The organism is Streptomyces pallidus (ex Mingjun et al. 2026) (assembly GCF_051550185.1).
Taxonomy (GTDB): Bacteria; Actinomycetota; Actinomycetes; order Streptomycetales; family Streptomycetaceae; genus Streptomyces.
In genome coordinates this window covers 5030857-5053332 of record NZ_CP196181.1, presented here as the reverse complement: position 1 = coordinate 5053332, position 22476 = coordinate 5030857, and the positions used below count along the sequence as shown (strand labels likewise).

Sequence of the window (22476 nt, the reverse complement as noted above, 5' to 3'; positions counted from 1 at the left end):
TGCGTCCGCCGGCCCTCGGCCTCCAGCGGCGTTAGCTCGCCGGGGGCCTGCACGTTACTGCAACGTGCTCCTCGCATCACGCGGAGGTGGCCCCGAGGGCGCGGCTGTCCGTGTGCGCTCGATGTCCTGCTCCCCGCAACCGCGGGGCTCCACTCAGTCGAAACGGGGTCCTTCGTTTCGCGTGCGCTTGATCTCGTAGAAGCCCGGGGTGGAGGCGACCAGCAGGGTGCCGTCCCACAGGCGGGCCGCGGCCTCGCCGCGCGGGGTCGGGGTGACGACCGGGCCGAAGAAGGCCACCTCGCCGCCCTCGGCGCCGGGCACGGAGATCACCGGCGTGCCCACCTCCTCGCCGACGCGCGAGATGCCGTTGTGGTGGGAGGCCCGCAGGACCTCGTCGTACTCGTCGGAGTCGGCGTAGTCGATCAGCTCGGCCGGCAGGCCGACCTCGTCCAGGGCCGCGGCGATGACCTCGCGGGTCGCACCGAGGTCCTCGTTGTGGATCCGGGTGCCGAGGGCGGTGTACAGCTTGCCGGTGACCTCGTCACCGTGCTTCTGCTGGGCGGCTATCACGACGCGCACCGGGGCGAAGCCCTTCGGGCCGACGATCTCGCGGTAGCGCTCGGGCAGTTCGTCGAGCTTGTTCTCGTTCAGCACGGCGAGGCTCATCACGTGCCAGCGGACCTCGACGTCGCGGACCTTCTCGACCTCCAGCATCCAGCGGGAGGTCATCCAGGCCCAGGGGCACAGCGGATCGAACCAGAAGTCGACCTGGGTCTTCTCGCGCACCTGGGTGTCGGTCATGTCTCTCCTTGTTCGGACGGTGCATCCGTGGTGGTGTCCTCCTGGCCAACCGGGCCGGGGCGGGCCGCATTCCCCGTGGGAGGATTCCGCCAGGTATCGCGATCTCGCACGAAGGAGTGCACGTGCCCGGAGAGAACCTGTCCCGTGACGAGGCCCGTGTCCGGGCGGAACTGCTGTCGGTCGACGGGTACGAGGTCTCCCTCGACCTGACGTCCGCCGTGGACGAGGCCGAGCCCGCCGACGGCCCGAGGACCTTCCGCTCACTGACGACCATCCGCTTCCGGGCCGCCGCGCCCGGCTCGTCCAGCTTCGCGGACCTGATCGCCCCCTCCGTGAACTCCGTCACCCTCAACGGGAAGGAGCTCGACCCGGCCGCCGTCTTCGACGGGGCGCGCATCACCCTGGACGGCCTGGCCTCCGAGAACGTCCTCGTGGTCGACGCGAACTGCGCGTACAGCCGGACGGGCGAGGGCATGCACCGCTTCGTCGACCCGGAGGACGGCGAGGTCTACCTCTACACCCAGTACGAGCCGGCCGACGCCCGCCGGGTCTACGCCAATTTCGAGCAGCCCGACCTGAAGGCCCCCTACCGCTTCGAGGTGACCGCGCCCGAGGGCTGGCAGGTGTGGAGCAACGGCGCCGAGGAGTCGCGCGAGGGCCTGACCCGGCGGTTCGCCGAGACCGCGCCGATCTCCACGTACATCACCTGCGTCGTGGCCGGCCCCTACCACTACGTGACGGACACCTACACGCGCGGGGACGTGACGATCCCGCTGGGCGCGATGTGCCGCAAGGGTCTGGCCAAGCACTTCGACGCGGACGACGTCTTCCTCGTCACCAAGCAGGGCTTCGACTTCTTCCACGAGCACTTCGACTACCCGTACCCCTTCGGGAAGTACGACCAGGCCTTCGTGCCCGAGTACAACCTCGGCGCGATGGAGAACCCGGGCATGGTGACCTTCCGGGAGGAGTACATCTTCCGCGGGAAGGTGACGCGGGCGGCGTACGAGCGGCGCTGCAACACGATCCTGCACGAGATGGCCCACATGTGGTTCGGCGACCTCGTCACCATGAAGTGGTGGGACGACCTGTGGCTGAAGGAGTCCTTCGCGGACTTCATGGGCTCCTTCTCGCAGGTGGAGGCGACCCGCTTCGACACGGCCTGGGTGACCTTCGCCAACAACCGCAAGGCCTGGGCCTACCGGGCCGACCAGCTGCCCTCCACCCACCCGATCACGGCCGACATCCCGGACCTGGAGGCCGCCAAGCTCAACTTCGACGGCATCACGTACTCCAAGGGCGCGGCGGTGCTCAAGCAGCTCGTCGCGTACGTGGGGCGGGACGCGTTCCTGGAGGGCGCACGGCGCTACTTCAAGGCCAACGCGTACGGGAACACCACCCTGGACAACCTGCTGTCCGTGCTCGGCGAGGTCTCCGGCCGGGACATGGCCGAATGGTCGCGGGCCTGGCTGCAGACGGCCGGCGTGAACGTGCTGACGCCGGTGGTGACGTACGACGCGGGCGGCCGGGTTACCGAGCTGGCCGTCCTCCAGAAGGGCGACGAGCTGCGCCCGCACCGGGTCGCGGTCGGCCTGTACCGGCTGGAGGAGGGGCGGCTCGTCCGCTTCGCGCAGGCCGAGGCCGACGTGGCGGGGACGCGGACGGTCGTGGCCGAGCTGGCCGGGCAGGAGCGGCCCGACCTGGTGCTCGTCAACGACGACGACCTCACCTACTGCAAGGTCCGCTTCGACGAGGGCTCGCTGGACACGCTGCGGGCCCGGCTCGGCGACATCACGGACCCGCTGGCGCGGGCGCTGTGCTGGTCGGCGCTGTGGAACCTGACCCGCGACGGGCTCATGCCGGCGCGGGACTTCATCACCCTGGTCCTGGCCCACGCGGGCCGCGAGAGCGACGTCGGCGTGCTGCAGATGGTGCACTCGCAGACGCTGGCCGCGCTCTCCCACTACGCCGCGCCCGACTGGCGTGAGCAGGGCGGGCGGGTACTGGCGGCGGGCGCCCTGCAGGAGCTGCGGCGCGCCGAGCCCGGCTCGGAGCACCAGCTGACCTGGGCCCGCTTCTTCGCGGCGGGCGCGGCGACGGAGGGCGACTTCCAGCTGCTGCTGGGCCTGCTGGACGGTTCGGCGCGGATCGACGGGCTGGAGGTGGACCAGGAGCTGCGCTGGGACTTCCTGCTGCCGCTGGCCGCCCACGGTGCGGTGGACGAGTCCGTGCTGGCCTCGGAGCTGGCCCGGGACGACACGGCGTCGGGCAAGCGGCACCAGGTGCGCTGCCTGGCGGCGCGGCCGTCGACGGCGGTCAAGGACCAGGCGTGGGCGGTCGTCGTCGAGTCGGACGCGCTGTCGAACGCGCTGGTGGAGGCGACGATCGCCGGCATGCAGCAGCCCTCGCAGCGGGCCCTGCTGGCCCCGTACACGGACCGCTACTTCGAGGTGATCGAGCGGATCTGGGCGGAGCGGTCGATCCAGATCGGCATGCACGTGGTGCGGGGCCTGTTCCCGGCGCTGCAGGACAGCCCGGCCACGCTCGACGCGACGGACGCGTGGCTGTCCGCGCACGAGGACGCCCCGCCGGCGCTGCGACGGCTGGTGCTGGAGGGCCGTGACGACCTCGCCCGGGCCCTGCGCGCCCAGGCCTGCGACGCCGCCGCCGCATAACACCGCGCCGGAACGCCGGCGGGGCTGGTCCTCAGCCCCGCCGGCTCCGAGGCCGGGCGGCACCGCGGGGGCTATCGGCATTCGAACGGCCGTACTTTAGTGCTGTCTTGTCCGGATTTGTCGACGGGACGGTAACAGCGGTTAGCTGACCTCCCCGGAGCGGGAATCTCCGCGGCATGAACCACAACGCACCCCTCCCCCTCGCCCACCTCACCGACAGCCGCCCCCGCGTCCTGACCCTCGCCCAGCTCCGCGAGCACGGCGTCACCGCATCCGACGCCGCCGACCGCTCCTGGCAGGAGATCCTCCCGGGGGTGTTCCTCCTGCACCCCGGGGCCGCCACGAACGAGGAGCGGCTGCACGCCGCCCTGCTGTACGCGGGCCGGCGCGGCGGCGAGGCCATGGTCACGGGCCTGGCGGCGCTCGCCCTCCACCGGTTCAACTCCGCCCCCGCGCTGCTCTCCCTCCCCCAGATCGACGTGCTCGTCCCGCACACCCGCCGGCTGCGCTCCGTCGGCACCGTCCGCATCGTCCGGACGCACACGCCGCCCCGCCCGCTGGAAGTGACCGGCCTGCCGGTGGCCCCGGTGGCCCGGGCGCTGGCCGACGCCGTCGCCGGGCTCTCCGACGCCGGGACGGTACGCCGCCTGCTGAGCGAGGCCGTGCGCGCCGGGCACTGCGAACCGGCGGCCGTGGTACGGGAGCTGACGGCGGCCCGGTTGCTGAACCGGCCGCACGTCATGGACGCCGTCGAGTCCCTCCTCGCCGAGGGCCGGGCCGTCGCCGAGGACCGTCTGTACCGGCTCGTACGCGGCTTCGGGCTCCCCGAGCCGGTGTGGAACGTGGACCTGCGCGTGCCCGGCGGCCCGCACCTGGGCGGGGTCGACGCGTACTGGCCCGAGGAGGCCGTGGCCGTGGAGATCGACACCCGTGCGCCCCGGCAGGGCGAGGACGAGGAGTGGTCGGAGACGGTGCGCAAGCGGGACGCCCTGGAGCGACTCGGGGTGACCGTCGTCCACGTCACCCCGCGCAAGCTGCGCGACTGGCCCGAGCAGCAGGCCGCGGTCGTCCGCACCGCCCTGACCGCCTCGGGCGAGCGGGAGCCCGCCGCCTACCTGGTCGTGCTGCCGCGGTGAGAGGGGGGCGCCGGGTTCGCCGGCGAGTACTCCGGAGCGCTCCAGCACAGCCGCCCGGGGTGCAGGGCCTCCACAGCGGACTCGATGCGGAAGCGGACGCTGCGGCTGCCGTCGGCGGCGAACTCCGTCCGGGCCCGGCCGCTGAGCTGGAGCACCGCGCCCGTCTCCCAGTGCGGGAACAGCAGTCCGGCCCGCGGGTCGGCTGCCAGGTTCCCCAGGGTGAGGAACATGGCGTTGCCCGGGTAGTCGGGCCAGGACAGCTCGGTCGGCGAGAGCACCTCCACGAATCCGGGCAGCCCGCCGCGGTGGCTGGCGTCCGCACCGTCCTCGGCGGTGGTCGTGACGAAGAAGGTGTCGGCGGCCCGGACGGCCCGCTGCTGGCCGGCGGTGAGCGCGTCCCCGCGCCGTACGACCCCGGGCCCCTCGGCGGCGGGTTCCAGCGGCTGCCGCTTCTGGAGGTATTTGGGGCAGTTGGCGAAGACCTGCTCGGCCGCCACCACAAACCCGCCCGGGGCCGGCTCCAGGATTCCGTTGAGCCGCATCCGGCGGCGGGTGCGCGGGTCGAGGGCGATGGTCCCGACGCGGGTGCCGGCGGTGGCGAGCGCCCCGGCGAGGGGGTCGCCGGCCGGGAGCCCGCCGGTCACCGCGATCCGGTCGGTGCCGGTGGCCCGGACGAAGCCGGGCGGGCCGGTGAGCAGCGAGGCCCACAGCCGCCCGGCCGCGTCGGCGGCGCCGACGACCAGGTGCGGCTGGCGGGCGAGGAAGTCGGCGGCGACGTCCTTGATGCCCGTGCCGATCGAGCGGCCGACGTGCTCGGCGAGCTCGCGTACGCCGACCCGCTCCTGCACGGCCAGCGAGCCCTGGTGGTAGCGGTCCACACGGTCCACGGTGACCTCCTGTCGGGGATGCGGCTTACGAGGGCTTAAAAGAAGCCGCAGGTGGGAGCCCCTGCGGTGGGGGCGGAGGCGCCTTCGGCGCCCTTGGGTACGGAGATCTCCAGGCGGGTGCCGTCGGGGTCGTGGAAGAAGATCCCGCCGGAGGCGGAGCCCTCCCTGTGGGCGACGACGCCGTCGTAGGCGAAGGCGACGCCGAGGTCGCGCAGCCGCGCCTCGTAGGCCTCGACCTCGTCGATCCCCCCGGCGGTGAACGCCAGGTGGTGCAGTCCCGCCGCGGTCGGGACGTACACGCCCTCGGCCTGCTGCCAGAGGGTGAGGACGAGCTCCCCGTCCTGCCCGAGGAAGGCGAAGCGGCGGCCCTCCTCCGTGCCCTCGCCGAGCAGCTCGAAGCCCAGGGCGTCGCGGTAGAAGGCGAGCGAGCGGGTGAGGTCGGTGACGTTGAGGCCGACGTGGCCGGTGCGCAGCGTGCTGATGACAGCCGTCACGGCTGTCCCCCCTTCGGGTCCGGATTGGGTTTCTAACCGTCTAAATTCACATTAAGGGTTAGAGGCGCACTCGTCAACCGGCCACGTACCCTTGAGGGGTTAGCGAGGCGGCCAGGCAGTCCGGACAGGGCACGAAGGAGCGGAGAGATGGCGACCGAGGCGACGGACCCTCGCCCCCTGACCGGCGAGCCGATCGCCCTGGACCTGCTGAACACCCGCTGGATGCGCGAGGGCCGGCTCACCGACCTCTTCGCCGGCGCCTTCGGGCTGACCCGGATGGAGGGCCTCGCCCTCTGGCTGCGCAGCGTCGGACTGGAGCACCGCTTCCGCGCCGACGCGCCGACCCTGATCCACCTGCTGACCGCCCGCGAGGCCCTGGCCCGGGCGGTCGCCGACCCGGCCGACGACGGTGCGCGCACCCTGGTGGACGCCGTGCTCGAGCACGGACGCATCCGCGCGACCCTGACCGCCGAAGGCCCGGGCGAGCGGGCCGAGTTCGAGGACCCGTCCTGGGGACCGGCGTGGACGGCCGCCCGCAACTACCTGGAGCTGCTCGGCGCTTCGCCCGACCGGATCCGCAAGTGCGCCTCGGAGACCTGCGTGCTGCACTTCCATGACACCTCGCGCAACGGCACGCGGCGCTGGTGCTCGATGGCCGTGTGCGGAAACCGGGCGAAGGCCTCGCGCCACTACGCGCGCACGCGCGAGCGCTGAGGCGCCGAAAGTTGTCACACCCCGCCCTGCACGTGGTCGACGGCTCACACGTGCCACAAGGCCGGTAAGTCGACAAATCGACTCATCAGCCCCTGCGTTTCGCGGCGGCATGCCCTGATACGTCCCCGATGGCGCACGCGGTGACCTGGCGGGTGTCCGCCATGTCAGGTCTCGGTCAATGACACGGCTCCCCAAACCCCTGTCACGTACGCAAGGCTGACCGGTCATCCGGCACCGAATTCCGGAGCGTTTCTTTCACTTAGCCAGGGATGCTGATGACCTTCGAATCCCCCAGTTCGATATCCGGGGCCCGGCGCGTCGCGCGCGTCGCGGCCGCGGCCGGCCTGGTGGCCGCGCTCGCCGCGACGGGCGCCGTGCCCGTGTTCGCGGCGACCGGCACCGGCACGGGCAACGGCACGCCGGGAACCGGCCCCGCCGTCAAGTCCGCCGACCAGAAGCTCGGTTCGGCCGACGCCGAACTGCTGCAGGAGGCCAAGGCCAAGGGTGACGCGACCGTCACCGTCATGGTGGCCACCGCCCCCGGTCAGACCAAGCAGGTCGCCGACCAGCTGACGTCCGTCCAGGGCGCGTCGGTCGGCCAGACCAACGACAAGCTCGGCTACGTGCGGGCCACCCTGCCGACCGGCAAGGCCGAGGCCGCGCTGAAGGCGGCCGCCAAGCTGTCCTCCGTGCACGCGATGGACCTCAAGCACGAGATCCAGTTGTCGGACCCGCGCCCCGACGGGGGCAAGGAGTCGGGCAAGGCGCAGAAGACCGCTTCCGAGAACTACGCGGCGCCGGACAAGAACACCCCGGCGAAGAACCCGTACAACCCGTCCTTCGAGACCGGTTCGGTGGACTTCGTCGCGAAGAACCCGCAGGCCGACGGCCGCGGTGTGACCATCGGCATCCTGGACTCCGGCGTCGACATCGCCCACCCGGCGCTCCAGAAGACCACCACCGGCGAGCGCAAGATCGTCGACTGGGTGACGGCGACCGACCCGATCGCGGACAACGACGCCACCTGGCGCCCGCAGATCACCCCGGTCGCTCCCGCCGGCGGCAGCTTCACCGCGGGCGGCCAGAGCTGGAAGGCCCCGGAGGGCTCGTACCAGTGGAGCCGCTTCAGCGAGTCGATCACCGCCACCGGTGACATGAAGGGCGACGTCAACCGCGACGGTGACACCACCGACCGGTTCGGCATGCTGTACGACCCGGCCGCCGGCACCGTCCGCGTCGACACCGACCAGGACAACGACTTCACGAACAACGAGCCGATGAAGCCGTACAAGGACGGCTTCCAGATCGGCTACTTCGGCACGGACAACCCCGCGACCGACGTCGCCGAGCGGATCCCGTTCGTGATCCAGATCCGCAAGGACGTCCCGATGGACCCGCTGGGCGGGGACTGGGTCGGCAAGAAGGCCGACTTCGTCAACATCGGCATCATCGAGTCCGAGCACGGCACGCACGTCGCCGGCATCACCGCCGCCAACAGCCTCTTCGGCGGCAAGATGAACGGCCAGGCGCCCGGTGCGAAGCTCGTGTCCTCCCGCGCCTGCTCCTGGTCCGGCGGCTGCACCAACATCGCGCTGACCGAGGGCATGATCGACCTCGTCGTCAACCGCGGCGTGGACATCGTCAACATGTCGATCGGCGGCCTGCCGGCGCTGAACGACGGCAACAACGCGCGCGCCGAGCTGTACAGGAACCTCATCGACACCTACGGCGTCCAGCTTGTCATCTCGGCGGGCAACGAGGGCCCGGGCGTCAACACCATCGGTGACCCCGGCCTCGCCGACAAGGTCATCTCCGTGGGTGCCGCGGTCTCCAAGGAGACCTGGGCCGCCAACTACGGCTCCGGTGTGGCCAAGAAGTACAACATGTTCCCCTTCTCCTCGCGCGGTCCGCGTGAGGACGGCGGCTTCACGCCCACCATCACCGCCCCCGGCGCGGCCATCAACACCATCCAGACCTGGCTGCCCGGCGCGCCGGTGAAGGAGGCGGGCTACGACCTGCCGGCCGGCTACGGCATGCTCCAGGGCACCTCGATGTCCTCGCCGCAGGCGGCGGGCGCCGGCGCCCTGCTGCTCTCGGCCGCGAAGCAGCACGGCATCAAGCTGACCCCGGCCGCGATGCGCGTGGCTCTCACCAGCACCGCGAAGAAGATCGACGACGTCCCGGCGCACGCCCAGGGTTCGGGCCTGCTCGACGTCAACGAGGCCTGGGAGTCCGTCCAGCGCGACGCCAAGGCCAACGAGTTCACCGTCAAGGCGCCGGTCGACACCGCGATCGACCAGTTCCTGAAGACCCCGGGCTTCGGCACCGGCCTCTACGACCGCGAGGGCGGCCTGAAGGTCGGCCAGAAGAAGGTCTACGACGTCGTCGTGACCCGCACCACCGGCGTCAAGTACGGCACCCGCCACAACCTGAGCTGGCGGAACAACGACGGCACCTTCAAGGTCGTCGGCGGCTACGACTACGTCACGCTGCCGCTGAACAAGCCCGTCACCATCAAGGTCGAGGCCAACGCCAAGACGGCCGGCGTGCACAGCGGCATCCTGCAGCTGGACGACGAGACCACCGAGGGCATCGACAAGCAGATCCTGACCACGGTCGTCGCCGCCACCCCGCTGGCGAAGCCGTCGTTCACGCTGTCGGACACCTCCTCCGTGCAGCGCAACAGCCACAAGTCGTACTTCGTCACCGTGCCGCAGGGCGCGAAGACCCTCGAGGTCGCCCTCGGCGGTCTCACGGCGGGCAGCCAGACGCGCTTCATCTCGATCCACCCGTACGGCGTGGGCGTCGAGGACAGCGCCACCACCCAGTGCTACCCGAACTACGACAACCCGGCCAACAAGTGCCGCCCCGACCTGCGCTCCTACGAGAACCCGGCCCCGGGCGTCTGGGAGATCGAGGTCGAGTCGCGCCGTACGTCGCCGCTGCTGGACAACCCCTTCAAGCTGGACGTCAGCGTCCTCGGCGCGGGCTTCGACCCGGCGGTCAAGGTCCTGCCCGAGGTGAAGCAGGGCACCCCGGCCCCGGTCCAGTGGACGGTCAGGAACGAGGGCGCGGCCATCTCCGGCGGCAAGCTCCAGGGCGGCCCGCTCGGCTCCGCGAAGGTCGCCAAGCCGACCATCGCCGCCGGCGAGCAGCAGACCACCGCGGTCACCATCGGTGAGGGCGTCTCCCGCCTGGACGTGGCGATCGGCAAGACCTCCGACACCGGCGCCGACCTGGACCTCGACGTCCTCAAGGACGGCGTCAAGGTCGGCTCCTCCGCCGACGGCGACTCCGAGGAGTCGGTGACCCTGGTCAACCCGGCCGCCGGCACCTACACCATCGTGGTCACCGGCTACGCGGTCCCGTCCGGCTCCACCACGTACGACTACCGCGACGTGTACTTCTCCTCCGGCCTGGGCTCCGTCCAGGTGGACGAGGGCACCGCGCTGAACCTCGCCAACGGTGCCTCGGCGGCCGTCACGGCGAACGTCGTCGCGAACGCCGCGGCCCCCGAGGGCCGGCAGTTCTTCGGCGAGGTCAAGCTGCTGAACTCGCGCGGCACCGCCGCCGGCACCGGCAGCGTGCAGATCGAGAAGGTCATCCCGTAACGACGGGGCCTTCCGGCCGCACCGCAGCGTGACCGCATGACCGCACGACCGCACGAAGAAGGGGCGGGCGCCCACGGCGCCCGCCCCTTCCGCATGCGAGGAGGCCGTCGGCACGGCCGCCCCGAGATCGTCACGGACGGTTCACGACCGGAACATCGTCCGCTCCTCGGACAATGGATTGGACAAGCCTCGTGGGGTCGAACGCATGATGGCTCCACGCGCCCGTGTCGTACGCACCAAAAGGAGTCACCGTGAGGGTTGGAATCGTCGGAGCCACCGGCCAGGTCGGCGCAGTCATGCGCAGCATCCTCGCCGAGCGCAAGTTCCCGGTGGAGGAGCTGCGGCTGTTCGCCTCGGCCCGCTCCGCGGGCTCCACCCTGGAGTGGGAGGATCGCGAGATCACCGTCGAGGACGCCGCCACGGCCGACTACAGCGGCCTCGACATCGTGCTGTTCTCCGCGGGCGGCGCCACCTCCAAGGCCCTCGCCGAGAAGGTCGCCGCGCAGGGCGCCGTCGTGATCGACAACTCCTCCGCCTGGCGCAAGGACCCCGAGGTCCCGCTCGTCGTGTCCGAGGTGAACCCGCACGCGATCAAGAACCGCCCCAAGGGCATCATCGCCAACCCGAACTGCACCACCATGGCCGCCATGCCCGTGCTGCGCCCGCTGCACGCGGAGGCCGGGCTGACCTCGCTGGTCGCCACCACCTACCAGGCCGTGTCCGGCTCGGGCGTGGCCGGTGTCGCCGAGCTCGACGGCCAGGTCAAGGCCGTCGCCGCGGAGGCCGCCGGGCTGGTCCACGACGGCGGCGCCGTCGCCTTCCCGGAGCCGGGCGTCTACAAGCGCCCGATCGCCTTCAACGTGCTGCCGCTGGCGGGCTCGATCGTGGAGGACGGCTCCTTCGAGACCGACGAGGAGCAGAAGCTCCGCAACGAGTCCCGCAAGATCCTGGAGATCCCGGACCTCAAGGTGTCCGGCACCTGTGTGCGCGTCCCGGTCTTCTCCGGCCACTCGCTCCAGGTCAACGCCCACTTCGCGCGCCCGATCAGCGTGGAGCGCGCCTACGAGCTGCTGAAGGACGCGCCCGGCGTCGAGCTGTCGGAGATCCCGACCCCGCTCCAGGCCGCGGGCAAGGACGCCTCGTACGTGGGCCGCATCCGCGTCGACGAGACGGCCGAGCACGGCCTGGCGCTGTTCGTCTCCAACGACAACCTCCGCAAGGGCGCGGCCCTGAACGCGGTCCAGATCGCCGAGCTCGTCGCCGAGGAACTCGGCCGGGCCTGACCGTCCTGCGCGGGGGTGGTGCCGGATCCCTTCCGGTGCCACCCCTTCTTGCTGCTCAGGGTCACAGCGCCAGGTGACGGCGGAGCGCCGCATCCACCTGCGCCATGCGGGGGCGGGGCACCCGCCCGATGCGCCGGCCCAGGCGCTCCGGCGCCACCGCCCGCACCTGCTCGCACTGCGCCTTGGAGTCCCGGACCAGCCCGCATTCCTCCGCGAGGAGCAGCACCTGGAAGGTGAGCACGCGTGCGGTGTTCGACGTGACGGGCACGACGGTGACGACGCCCCTGCCGTGCAGCTCGACCGACTGGTTGGCCCCGTCGTTGGACACGATGACCGCCGGCCGGACCTTGTTGGCCTCACTGCCCTGCGACGGATCCAGGTCCACCAGGTAGATGTCCCCCCTACGCATCGGTGACACCGTCACCGACCGTCCGGTCCCACAGCGCGGCGTCCTCGCCGTCGTCCCACTCGGCGAACGCTTCCGTGTACTCGGCTTCCAGCTGCGCGGCCCGCAGCAGGCCGATGGCGGCGTGTATCACCGCCGAGCGCGACTCCGCATCCGTCCTCGCGGCGTACTCGTCGACGAAGACGACGTCCTCCTGCGGCAGGCTCACACTGATCTTCATACACTTGATGCTACTGCGGTAGGAAGTCGTGTGCTACCCCACGATCGCAGTCGGCATGGAAGGATGACCGAGAACGTCACCATCGAAGGAGATGAACGCGTGCCAGGCACGAATCTGACCCGTGAAGAGGCTCGGCAGCGGGCGAAGCTGCTCAGCGTCGACTCGTACGAGATCGACCTCGACCTGAGCGGGGCGCAGGAGGGCGGTACCTACCCCTCCGTGACGACCGTGCGCTTCCGGTCCGCCGAAGCGGGCGCGGAGACCTTCATCGACCTGGTCGCGCCGGCCGTGCACGAGGTCGTCCTCAACGGCACCGCCCTGGACGTGTCCGCCGTCTTCCGGGACTCGCGCATCGCCCTCGCCGGGCTGCTCGCCGGGGACAACGAGCTGAAGGTCGTCGCGGACTGCGCGTACACGAACACGGGCGAGGGCCTGCACCGCTTCGTCGACCCGGTCGACCAGCAGGCCTACCTGTACACCCAGTTCGAGGTCCCGGACGCCCGGCGGGTGTTCGCCAGCTTCGAGCAGCCCGACCTCAAGGCGACGTTCCGGTTCACCGTGAAGGCCCCCGCGGGCTGGACGGTCATCTCGAACTCCCCGACGCCGGCCCCCGCCGAGGTCGAGGACGACGTCTGGCGCTTCGCGCCGACGCCGCGCATCTCCACGTACGTCACCGCGCTGATCGTGGGCCCGTACCACTCGGTGCACAGCACCTACGAGCGCAAGGACGGCCAGTCGGTGCCGCTCGGCATCTACTGCCGGCCCTCGCTGGCCGAGTTCCTGGACGCCGACGCGATCTTCGACGTCACGCGGCAGGGCTTCGACTGGTTCCAGGAGAAGTTCGCGTACGACTACCCGTTCGCCAAGTACGACCAGCTGTTCGTGCCCGAGTTCAACGCGGGCGCGATGGAGAACGCGGGCGCGGTCACCATCCGCGACCAGTACGTCTTCCGCTCGAAGGTGACGGACGCGGCGTACGAGGGCCGCGCCGAGACCATCCTCCACGAGCTGGCGCACATGTGGTTCGGCGACCTGGTCACCATGGAGTGGTGGGACGACCTGTGGCTGAACGAGTCGTTCGCCACGTACACCTCGATCGCCTGCCAGGCGTACGCCGAGGGCACCAAGTGGCCGCAGGCGTGGACCACGTTCGCCAACTCGATGAAGACCTGGGCGTACCGGCAGGACCAGCTGCCGTCGACGCACCCGATCATGGCGGACATCCGTGACCTGGACGACGTCCTGGTCAACTTCGACGGCATCACGTACGCCAAGGGCGCCTCGGTGCTCAAGCAGCTCGTCGCCTACGTCGGCACGGACGCCTTCTTCCAGGGCGTGCAGGCGTACTTCAAGGCGCACGCCTTCGGCAACACGCGCCTGTCGGACCTGCTGGGCGCCCTGGAGGAGACCTCCGGCCGCGACCTGGCCGCCTGGTCGAAGGCCTGGCTGGAGACCGCCGGCATCAACGTCCTGCGCCCGCGCATCGAGACGGACGCCGAGGGTGTCATCACCTCCTTCGCCGTCGCCCAGGAGGCCCCGGCGCTGCCCGCCGGCGCCAAGGGCGAGCCGACGCTGCGCCCGCACCGGATCGCGATCGGCCTGTACGACCTCGACGGCGGCAAGCTGGTGCGCACCGACCGGATCGAGCTGGACGTCGACGGCGAGCTCACCGAGGTGCCCGAGCTGGTCGGCCGCGCCCGCCCGGCGGTCGTGCTGCTCAACGACGACGACCTGAGCTACGCGAAGGTCCGCCTCGACGAGGAGTCGCTGGCCGTGGTCACCGCGCACCTGGGCGACTTCGCCGAGTCGCTGCCGCGGGCGCTGTGCTGGGCCTCGGCCTGGGACATGACCCGGGACGGCGAGCTGGCCACCCGCGACTACCTGTCCCTCGTCCTGTCGGGCATCGGCAAGGAGTCGGACATCGGCGTCGTGCAGTCGCTGCAGCGCCAGGTGAAGCTGGCGATCGACCTGTACGCCGACCCGGCGTGGCGGGAGCAGGGCCTGGCGGCCTGGACCGAGGCCGCGCTGGAGCACCTGCGCGGTGCCGAGCCGGGCAGCGACCACCAGCTGGCGTGGGCCCGCGCCTTCGCGGCGACCGCCCGCACCGAGGGCCAACTGACCTACCTGAAGGCGCTGCTGGACGGTGCGGCCGAGATCGAGGGCCTGGTCGTGGACACCGAGCTGCGCTGGGCGTTCCTGGAGCGGCTGGCCGCGACGGGCGTCCTGGACGAGCCGGAGATCGCCGCCGAGCTGGAGCGCGACCGCACGGCGGCGGGCGAGCGGCACGCGGCGACGGCGCGGGCGGCCCGCCCGACGGCCGACGCCAAGGCCGCGGCCTGGGCCTCGGTGGTGGACTCCGCGGACCTGCCGAACGCGGTGCAGGAGGCGGTCATCGGCGGCTTCGTCCAGGCCGACCAGCGCGAGCTGCTGGCCCCGTACACCGCGAAGTACTTCGAGATGGTCAAGGGCATCTGGGAGAGCCGCAGCCACGAGATCGCCCAGCAGCTGGCGATCGGCCTGTACCCGACCCTGCAGGTCTCCGCGGCGACGCTGGCCGCGACGGACGACTGGCTGGCCTCGGCCGAGCCGAACGCGGCCCTGCGCCGCCTGGTCTCGGAGTCCCGTGCGGGCGTCGAGCGGGCGCTGAAGGCCCAGGCGGCCGACGCGGCCGCGGGTGCGGCCGGAGCCTGATCCCGCCCGGCAGTGCGCACACCGGTGCCCCGGCCCGCTCCTGCGGTCCGGGGCACCGGCGTACGGTCACGCCCCCGGTCCCGCGTGCGGGGACGCGGTGCGCAGCGCGGCCACGTCCTGCAGCGCGCGCAGCACGCGGGCCAGGGCGGGGGCGGACTCCGCCCCGCGCCGGGTGGCCGCGATGACGTGCCGGGTGGGGCGGTCGTGGGGCAGGACGCGGACCGCTACGCCCGCGGCCCGGCTCGACACCATGCGGGGGACCAGGGCCACGCCCATCCCCGCCTCCACCATGGCGAGGATGGCGGTCCAGCCGGCCGCCGTGTGCGCCTGTTCGGGGACGAAGCCGGCCGCCTCGCAGGCGGTGCGGGCGATCTCCTGCCAGGGGCCGCTGCCCCCGTAGATCCACGGGTCGCCGGACAGGTCCGCGAGCCTCAGCCCGGGTGCCCGCGCCAGCGGGTGGTCGGGCGGCAGGGCCACGTCGAGCGGGTCCTCCAGCAGGGTGATCCGGGTGAAGCGGGTGTCGCGTGCGGTCGGGGCGTGCGGCGCCAGCGACAGGGCCAGGTCGACGAGGCCCGCGGAGAGCAGCTCGTACGACTCCGCGGCCTCGGTCTCCCGGACCCGTACCTCCACCCCGGGGTGGGTCGCGCGCAGGGCCGCGACCGCCGGGACGACGAGCACGGGCACGGCGGTGGAGAAGGCGCCGATGCGGACCTCCCCGGCGTCCCCGGCCAGGTAGCCGGACAGCTCCGCGTCCGCCCGCTCCAGCTGCGCGAACACCGCGTCCGCGTGCCGCAGGACGAGGTGGGCGGCGTCCGTGAGGCGGACCCGCCGGCCGTGGGCCTCCAGCAGCGGTACGCCCAGCTGCCGGGCGAGGTTCGTCAGCTGCTGCGAGACGGCCGAGGGCGTCATGTGCAGCGCCTCGGCCGTCGCGGTCACGGTGCCCCGTTCGGCGAGGGTCCGCAGGATCCGCAGCTTCTTGATGTCCCACTCGGTCACGGGACGAACCTACCGCCGGGCCCCCAGGCCGACGCCGCCCAGGATCAGCGCCATGCACAGCAGTTCGGTCGGGCCGGTGCGCTCGCCGAGCAGCAGCAGACCGAGTCCGGCGACGCACACCGGCTGGAGGTAGTAGACGACTCCGGCGCGGGCGGCGCCGATCAGGGAGACGGCCTTGTTCCAGGCGAGGAAGGCCACCGCGGAGGACATGACGCCGACGTAGAGCAGCATGCCGGCGGTGCCGGGGGTGACCGCGAAGCCGCCCTGGACGCTCAGCGAGACGGCGTAGGCGGGCGCCAGCATCAGTGCGCCGAGCACGAAGGTGGTCAGGAGGAAGGCGAGCCCGCCCAGTTCGGCGGGCTTGCGCCGCAGCAGTGCGCTGTACGTGGCGAACGACAGGGCGGCGGCGAGCATCCACAGGTCGCCGGCGCCGAAGTCGAAGCCGAGGGAGCCGTCGCCGACGAGGAGCAGGACGCCGAGGACGGCGAGGAGCAGGCCGGCGGTGCGCCGGAGTCCGAGCCGTTCGCCGCCGAGGCGGGCGTACAGCGCCATGACCACCGGCGAGGCCGCCATGATCATGCCCATGTTGGAGGCGGAGGTGGTCAGTCCGGCCTGGTGGACGAGGGTGTTGTACAGGGCGACGCCGAACAGCGAGGCGAGGGCGGTGAAGCCGAGGTGCCTGCGGATCAGCGCCCGCTGCCGCCAGGCCTGCCGGGCGGCGAAGGGGGCCACGGCGACGGCGGCGATGATCCAGCGCCAGAAGACCGCCTGGACGGGCGGGACGCTGTCGGCCATGCCGCGGGTGGCGACGAAGCTGCCGGACCAGACGACCGTGGCGGTGAGGGCGAGGAGCACACCGAGTCCGGCGGGCCCGGCGGTTCCGGAGGGTCCCGCGGGTCCGGCGCCCCCGCTCGTCGCCCGGCCTCGGCCTGCGGGCGTGGTGGGGCGGGTGGTGCGGACCCGGTCCATGACGGCCACGGTGTGTATCCCCCTCGGGGTCTGGTCTTCGGCTGCTGCGGGACTTACCGTCGCACCCCGCCACTGGTCAGGTCCATCGAAACGTTTCGATCGTTCTTTTCAGCAGAACTGAAAGATCGGGCGCGGGCCGCGACCGCCGGAGCCTGGGTCTCCGCCTTGGCCGCCCGCGCCGCGAAGAGCTGGCCTGCGACGGTGGCGCCGAAGGCGATCGCCATGCCCAGCAGCTGTACGGGCGTCAGTGCCTGCCCGAGGGCGGCCCAGCCGATGACGGCCGCGGTGAGCGGGGAGAGCGGTCCGAGCAGGGTGACCGAGGTGGCGCTGAGCTGCCCGATGCCGCGGAACCAGAGCCAGTACGCGATGCCGGTGTTGATCAGCATCATGTAGCCGTAGCCGAGGAGGGCGTTGCCGTCGAGCGCGGGCGGCGCCCCCTCGACGAGGGCCGCGACCGGGATGATGGCCAGCCCGCCGGCGGTGAGCTGCCAGCCGGTCATGGCCAGCGGGCCGACTCCCTCGGGCCGCCCCCAGCGCTTGGTCATGACCGTTCCGGTGGCCATGGAGGCGGAGGAGACCAGGCCGGCGAGGATGCCGACCGCGTCGAGCCGGGCCCCGGCGGTCAGGACGACCATGCTGACGCCGAACGCCGCCGCGACGGCGGCCAGTACGGTCCGCAGCCGGGCGCGCTCCCCGAGGAGGAGGGCGGCGAGCCCGACGACGAACAGCGGGCCGACGGAGCCGAGTACGGCGGCGACACCGCCGGGCAGCCGGTAGGCGGAGAGGAACAGCAGCGGGAAGAAGGCGCCGATGTTGAGCGTGCCGAGTACGGCGGCCCGGCCCCACCAGCGGCCGGTGGGCAGGGTCCGGGACAGCGCGGTGAGCAGCAGCCCGGCGGGCAGGGCCCGCATGACACCGGTGAACAGCGGCCGGTCGGGCGGCAGCAGTTCGGTGGCCACCGCGTAGGTGGAGCCCCAGGAGACGGGGGCGAGGGCGGTGAGGGCGACGGTGGCGAGGCGCTTCATGGTGGGTGACTCCTCGATGGGTGAGGAACGCGGGCGGAGAGGGATCGGTGGGGTGGGGGCGCGGCGGGGGCGCGGCGCGCGCCCGGTCGGGGCGGCGGGTCAGACGGCGGCCCGCGTGGCCGCGGCGGGGGCGCCGCCGCCCCGGCCCGGCCCCCGGGCCACGGGCCGCGCGGCCGGCGGCTCGGCGTACACGGCCTCGGTCGGGAGGTGCCGCTCCAGGCGGACCAGCGCGAGGGCGGCGCCGAGGGCTGCGACGGCGAGGACGGCCCACGGCAGCCGGCCGTCGACGGCCAGCAGGACGGTGAAGAGGGACGGGGCGAGGGCGGTGGCCAGCGAGTAGGACAGCTGGTAGGTGGCGAGGTAGCGGCCGCGCACGGCTTCCGGGGCGGCGGACACCGACAGGGCCCCGCCCGAGGGGCTGTGCACCAGCTCGCCCAGGGTGTAGACGACGACGATGGCCAGCAGGGCGACCAGGGTGGCGGTCCGCCCGGGCCGCAGCGTGCCGAGCACGATCTGCCCGACGAAGGCGGCGGCGAAGAGCAGGGCTCCGAAGGCGGCCGAGCGGGTGCGGCGGGCACCCGCTCGGCGGACCCGGCTCGCGACGAGGACGCCGGTCCCGGCGCAGAGCACGGTGTTGACGGTGAACGCGGCTCCGGTGAGGGAGTCGGGGCCGTGCAGCCAGGTGGCGATGTAGAGCGGGAAGAGCACGGACAGGGCGGCGTAGCCCAGCGCGGTCAGGAAGTTGGCGGCGGTGAGCCCGAGGAAGGGCCGGTCGCGGAGCACCGTCCGGTACCCGGTGGCCGCCCGCTCGGCGGCGCCGGCCGGGGCGACGGCGGGGGCGGGGGTGGCGGCGGCCGTGGGGCGGACGCGGGCGACGAGCAGCCCGGCGAGGGCGAAGGCGAGCGCGTTGCCCCAGGCGGTGTACGTGAAGGCGGAGGTCCCCCAGAGGGCCAGGACCCCGGAGACGAGCAGGGCCCCCGCGCCCATCCCGGCGTTCTGCAGGGCCCGGAGGGAGGCCTGGAGCCGGTCGCGGGCGGAGCCGAGCGCCACCTCCCCGATCAGGGACTGCTGGACGACGGGGAACGAGCGGTCGGCCAGGGCGGTGACGAGCGCGACGGCCGCGAAGGCGGGCAGCGAGTCGGCGAGGGGGTAGAGCGCGAAGCCGACCGCGCGGACCGCGTAGAGCACCAGGGTGGCCCGCTTGGCGCCGAACCGGTCGACGGCCGTGCCGGCCAGCGGCATGAACGCGAGCCCGGCCAGCCCGGTGGCGGTCAGGACGAGGCCGACGAGGGTTAGGGAGAGTCCGGTGACGTGGTGGAAGAAGACCAGCGAGAACGGCACGTACATGCCGATGCCGACGGCGCTGACGCCGACCCCGACGAGCAGCGGCCGCTCTCCCGCGACGCGCTCCGCCCGTGCTCCCGCTTCCGGCGTCCCCGCCGTTGCGCCTGCCCTTGCCATGGATCCCCCCAAGTAGGTCGACGGAAAGTAGCTTACCTCTAAGCTACTTTCCGTCAAGCAACTTTCTTGCGAACGATCGGGCAGAGGTCGGATACTGCCGCCATGACCACCGAGGCCAACGCCAACAAGGACGCCGTCGACGCGATCATCGACCAGTGGGCGGTGGTGCGGCCGGACCTGGAAACCGCCCCCATGGAACTCTTCGGGCGCATCTACCGGATCGCCCGGGAAATGGGGGACGCGACGGAGCGGGCGTACGCCCGGTACGGGATCTCGCGCGGCGAGTTCGACGTCGTGGGGACCCTGCGCCGCTCCGGCGAGCCCTACACCCTCTCGCCGCGCCAGCTCTCGGCCACGCTCATGCTCACGACGGGCGGCATGACGGGCCGCCTGGACAAACTGGAGAAGGCCGGGCTGCTCTGCCGCAAGCCCGACCCGCACGACCGGCGGGGCCTCCAGGTCGTACTCACCGACCGTGGGCTCGCCCTCGTCGACGAGGCCGTCAGCGCCGGCCTGGAAGTGCAGCTCGCGGCGGTGGCCGGCCTGACCGAGGAGGAGATCGCCGTCCTCAGCGGCCTGCTGCGCAAGCTGCTCGCCGGTCTCTAGTCACGGCACCGGCGGGGGAGGGCGCCGCGGCCCCGGCCGCCGGCGCCGGAGCACAACAGGGCGCCGGAGGTCCGCACGGGGACCGATGCGCACCGCATCGGCCGGCGGACCTCCGGCGCCCCGGAAGTCTGTGGTACCTGCCGGTCCCGGAGGGGACCGGCGGTGCTCAGGCCTGCTTCTTCTTCGGCCGGTCGGACTTGTCGAGGACCATCACCAGGCCGGTGATGGCCAGGAAGATCGCGATCGGCAGGAACACGTACAGGCCGAGGGTCGCGCCCACGCTCAGGCTCGTACCCGGGTCGTCGCCGTCGTCGCGGGTCAGCGCGAGCGCGGGAGACGTCATCAGCAGCAGCATCAGCGCCGATCCGGCCGAGACGGCACCGGCGCGCAGGGCGTTCTTCTTGTCCACGGTGCAAACGTAGCGAACACCTAAACGGGGCGCGCGCCCGGGGGTGCCGTACGGGCGCGTGCGCCCTCCCGCACCGCGCTCATCAGGGCGTTCGCGCGCGGCGAGGCGGCCAGTTCCTCCAGGGTCACGGGCCGTCCCGCCGCGTCCGCGAGCGGCAGCCGCCAATTGGGGTACTGGTCCCAGGTCCCCGGCAGGTTCTGCGGCCGCCGGTCGCCCACCGCGTCCGGCAGCCACACCCCGACCAGCCGCGCCGGCGTGCGCAGCAGGAACCCGTACAGGGCCGCGACGGCCGCCTCCTCGTCCTTGGTGTCGAAGCCGAGCTCCGCGAGCACGTCCAGCCACCGGGCGGTGTCGTCGGCGTCCTCGGCCCGCTCCTGCTCGACCGGTCGGGTCAGCAGGCCCAGCCGGTCGCGCAGTTCGACGTGGCTGCCCGCCAGTCTGGCCGCGGAGGGCGGCAGATCGTGGGTGGTGGCGGTGGCCAGGCAGTCGGCCCGCCAGGCCCCGGGCGGCAGCGGCTGCCCGTCGCCCGCCCAGTCCCGTTCGAACCACAGCACGGAGGTGCCCAGCACCCCGCGCCGGGCCAGCTCCCTGCGCACCCCAGGCTCCACCGTCCCCAGGTCCTCGCCGATGACCAGGGCGCCGGCCCGGTGCGCCTCCAGCACGAGGAGGGCGAGCATCGCCTCCCCGTGGTACGAGACGTACGTGCCCTCGGCGGGCGGGACGTCCCCCGGGATCCACCACAGCCGGAACAGGCCCATCACGTGGTCGATGCGCAGCGCCCCGGCGTGGCGGAACACCCCGCGCAGCAGCTGGCGGAACGGCTCGTACCGGGCCGTGGCCAGCCGGTCGGGCCGCCACGGCGGCAGGCCCCAGTCCTGGCCGCGCGCGTTGAAGGCGTCGGGTGGCGCGCCGACGCTGGCGGACCCGGCGTACAGGGGCTGCCCGAAGACGTCCGAGCCGTTCGGGTGCACCCCGACGGGCAGGTCGTGCACGATGCCGACGGCCATGCCGGCCTCGCGGGCGGCTTCCTGGGCGGCGGCGAGCTGGCCGTCCGTCAGCCAGACCAGCCAGCGGTGGAAATCGGCGCGCCCCTCGGGATCCTCGCCGGCGTGTCCGGCGCACCACCTCGCGTGCACGTCGAGGGCCGGCCCCTGCAGGGCGCGGAACGCGCGGTAGGCGTCCTCCCGTTCGGGGGTGCGCGGGACGGCGTACAGCAGTTCGAGGGCGGTCCGCTTGAGCTCCCAGACGGCGTCCCGGTCGATCAGGGCCCCCTTCTCCAGCACCTCCCGGCGCAGGGCGGCTCCGCGGGCGGCGAGCGCGGCGAGGGCCTCGCGGTCGGGGCAGTCGGCGTACTCGGGGACGTCCTCGATCCTCAGGTGCACGGGATCGGGGAAGCGGCGTGAGGCCGGCCGGTACGGGGAGGGGTCGGTCGGTGTCCCGGGCACGGCCGCGTGCAGCGGGTTGACCTGGATGAAGCCGACCCCGTGGGTGCGGCCGGCCCAGCGGGCCAGCTCCGCCAGGTCGCCGAGGTCGCCCATGCCCCAGGAGCGCTCCGAGAGCAGGGAGTACAGCTGGACGAGCAGTCCGTGGGCCCGCTCGGGGGCGGCCGGGGCCCGCTCGGGGGCCACGATCAGCGTGGCGGTGCCGGTGCGGCCGTCGGGGGTCTCGGCATGGAGCCGGTGGACGCCGAGCGGGGGGACGGCCCCGGAGCCGGGCCGCCAGTCGGCCGCGGCACCCGACGCGCCGTCCTCGCAGTCCTCGCCGTCGGCTGCCTCCCGCTCCAGCTCCAGCCGGAAGCGCGTGCCCGGCGGCAGCGCGGCCGGTTCTGCGGGCGGCGCGGATCCGGCCCACCACACCAGCACGCGGGGCAGCAGCCGCTGCGCCGCGGCCCGTTCCGCCTCGATGCGCTCGGCACGGAGGTCGTCCGGGGTGTCGGTGCAGACCCCCAGCAGGCCGAGCACGGCGCCGACCGTGGCCTCCGGCACCCGGACGGTGACGCCCTCGGCGGGCTGGTAGGTGGTGGCGACGCCGTGCAGCGCCGCGAGCCGGGCGAGGTCGTCCATGTGTGTCCCTGGGTCGGTGAGGAGGGGGC

The 22476-nt window shown here is 72.8% G+C and carries 18 protein-coding genes; 7 read left to right on the top strand and 11 right to left on the bottom strand.

Annotated features, from left to right (window positions below; translation table 11 throughout):
• Positions 1-153: 153 nt before the first annotated feature.
• Positions 154-801 (bottom strand): mycothiol-dependent nitroreductase Rv2466c family protein, encoded by a 648-nt coding sequence (locus ACSHWO_RS22320; protein WP_361084174.1) that lies wholly within the window; start codon positions 799-801, stop codon positions 154-156.
• 122 nt (positions 802-923) lie between these two features.
• On the opposite strand from ACSHWO_RS22320, the gene pepN (ACSHWO_RS22315) reads away from it, so the two are divergent.
• Positions 924-3476, top strand: coding sequence for an aminopeptidase N (pepN, locus tag ACSHWO_RS22315; RefSeq protein WP_438314188.1), 2553 nt, complete (start codon positions 924-926; stop codon positions 3474-3476).
• A gap of 176 nt (positions 3477-3652) precedes the next feature.
• Positions 3653-4612, top strand: coding sequence for a hypothetical protein (locus ACSHWO_RS22310; protein WP_438314185.1), 960 nt, complete (start codon positions 3653-3655; stop codon positions 4610-4612).
• On the opposite strand, the gene ACSHWO_RS22305 is transcribed toward ACSHWO_RS22310, so the two are convergent.
• Both ACSHWO_RS22305 and ACSHWO_RS22300 read right to left on the bottom strand, forming a co-directional pair.
• Entirely contained in the window at positions 4588-5490 is a 903-nt protein-coding gene (locus tag ACSHWO_RS22305; protein WP_438319226.1) for a pyridoxamine 5'-phosphate oxidase family protein, read from the bottom strand. The two genes, ACSHWO_RS22310 and ACSHWO_RS22305, sit on opposite strands and share 25 nt — an antisense overlap.
• A gap of 44 nt (positions 5491-5534) precedes the next feature.
• Positions 5535-5993 (bottom strand): VOC family protein, encoded by a 459-nt coding sequence (locus ACSHWO_RS22300; protein ID WP_438314182.1) that lies wholly within the window; start codon positions 5991-5993, stop codon positions 5535-5537.
• A gap of 147 nt (positions 5994-6140) precedes the next feature.
• Here ACSHWO_RS22300 and ACSHWO_RS22295 point away from each other — a divergent pair, with 147 nt between their 5' ends.
• The 3 genes from ACSHWO_RS22295 (at position 6141) to ACSHWO_RS22285 (ending at position 11601) form a co-directional block, all read left to right on the top strand.
• Positions 6141-6707 (top strand): CGNR zinc finger domain-containing protein, encoded by a 567-nt coding sequence (locus tag ACSHWO_RS22295; RefSeq protein WP_438314179.1) that lies wholly within the window; start codon positions 6141-6143, stop codon positions 6705-6707.
• Positions 6708-6982: 275 nt separating this feature from the next.
• Entirely contained in the window at positions 6983-10318 is a 3336-nt protein-coding gene (locus tag ACSHWO_RS22290; protein ID WP_438314176.1) for a S8 family serine peptidase, read from the top strand.
• 251 nt (positions 10319-10569) lie between these two features.
• On the top strand, positions 10570-11601 hold the full coding sequence (locus ACSHWO_RS22285) for an aspartate-semialdehyde dehydrogenase (protein ID WP_438314173.1): 1032 nt from the start codon (positions 10570-10572) through the stop codon (positions 11599-11601).
• A 61-nt stretch (positions 11602-11662) separates the two neighbouring features.
• On the opposite strand, the gene ACSHWO_RS22280 is transcribed toward ACSHWO_RS22285, so the two are convergent.
• Both ACSHWO_RS22280 and ACSHWO_RS22275 read right to left on the bottom strand, forming a co-directional pair.
• A complete protein-coding gene (locus ACSHWO_RS22280; protein ID WP_438314170.1) occupies positions 11663-12010 on the bottom strand; it encodes a type II toxin-antitoxin system PemK/MazF family toxin in 348 nt (115 codons plus the stop codon).
• Complete coding sequence (locus ACSHWO_RS22275; RefSeq protein WP_361084195.1) at positions 12003-12227, bottom strand: ribbon-helix-helix domain-containing protein; 225 nt, start codon at positions 12225-12227, stop codon at positions 12003-12005. Before ACSHWO_RS22275 ends, ACSHWO_RS22280 begins: the two co-directional genes overlap by 8 nt.
• A 99-nt stretch (positions 12228-12326) precedes the next feature.
• Between ACSHWO_RS22275 and pepN (ACSHWO_RS22270) the strand changes: the two genes are divergently transcribed.
• Positions 12327-14918, top strand: coding sequence for an aminopeptidase N (pepN, locus tag ACSHWO_RS22270; RefSeq protein WP_438314166.1), 2592 nt, complete (start codon positions 12327-12329; stop codon positions 14916-14918).
• Positions 14919-14984: 66 nt separating this feature from the next.
• On the opposite strand, the gene ACSHWO_RS22265 is transcribed toward pepN (ACSHWO_RS22270), so the two are convergent.
• From ACSHWO_RS22265 to ACSHWO_RS22250, 4 genes are all read right to left on the bottom strand, one after another.
• On the bottom strand, positions 14985-15914 hold the full coding sequence (locus ACSHWO_RS22265; RefSeq protein ID WP_438314163.1) for a LysR family transcriptional regulator: 930 nt from the start codon (positions 15912-15914) through the stop codon (positions 14985-14987).
• Between the two features lie 9 nt (positions 15915-15923).
• Complete coding sequence (locus ACSHWO_RS22260) at positions 15924-16883, bottom strand: DMT family transporter (protein WP_438319224.1); 960 nt, start codon at positions 16881-16883, stop codon at positions 15924-15926.
• Positions 16884-16936: 53 nt separating this feature from the next.
• Positions 16937-17908: an EamA family transporter gene (locus ACSHWO_RS22255; RefSeq protein WP_438314160.1), complete on the bottom strand. Its 972-nt coding sequence runs from the start codon at positions 17906-17908 to the stop codon at positions 16937-16939.
• Between the two features lie 99 nt (positions 17909-18007).
• Positions 18008-19369, bottom strand: a complete 1362-nt coding sequence (locus tag ACSHWO_RS22250; protein WP_385848324.1) for an MFS transporter — start codon at positions 19367-19369, stop codon at positions 18008-18010.
• Between the two features lie 102 nt (positions 19370-19471).
• On the opposite strand from ACSHWO_RS22250, the gene ACSHWO_RS22245 reads away from it, so the two are divergent.
• Complete coding sequence (locus ACSHWO_RS22245; protein WP_361084213.1) at positions 19472-19975, top strand: MarR family winged helix-turn-helix transcriptional regulator; 504 nt, start codon at positions 19472-19474, stop codon at positions 19973-19975.
• Between the two features lie 166 nt (positions 19976-20141).
• Here ACSHWO_RS22245 and ACSHWO_RS22240 read toward each other — a convergent pair whose 3' ends face one another.
• Positions 20142-20384: a hypothetical protein gene (locus ACSHWO_RS22240; protein WP_385850013.1), complete on the bottom strand. Its 243-nt coding sequence runs from the start codon at positions 20382-20384 to the stop codon at positions 20142-20144.
• A 20-nt stretch (positions 20385-20404) separates the two neighbouring features.
• Complete coding sequence (locus tag ACSHWO_RS22235; protein ID WP_438314155.1) at positions 20405-22447, bottom strand: 4-alpha-glucanotransferase; 2043 nt, start codon at positions 22445-22447, stop codon at positions 20405-20407.
• Positions 22448-22476: the final 29 nt, after the last annotated feature.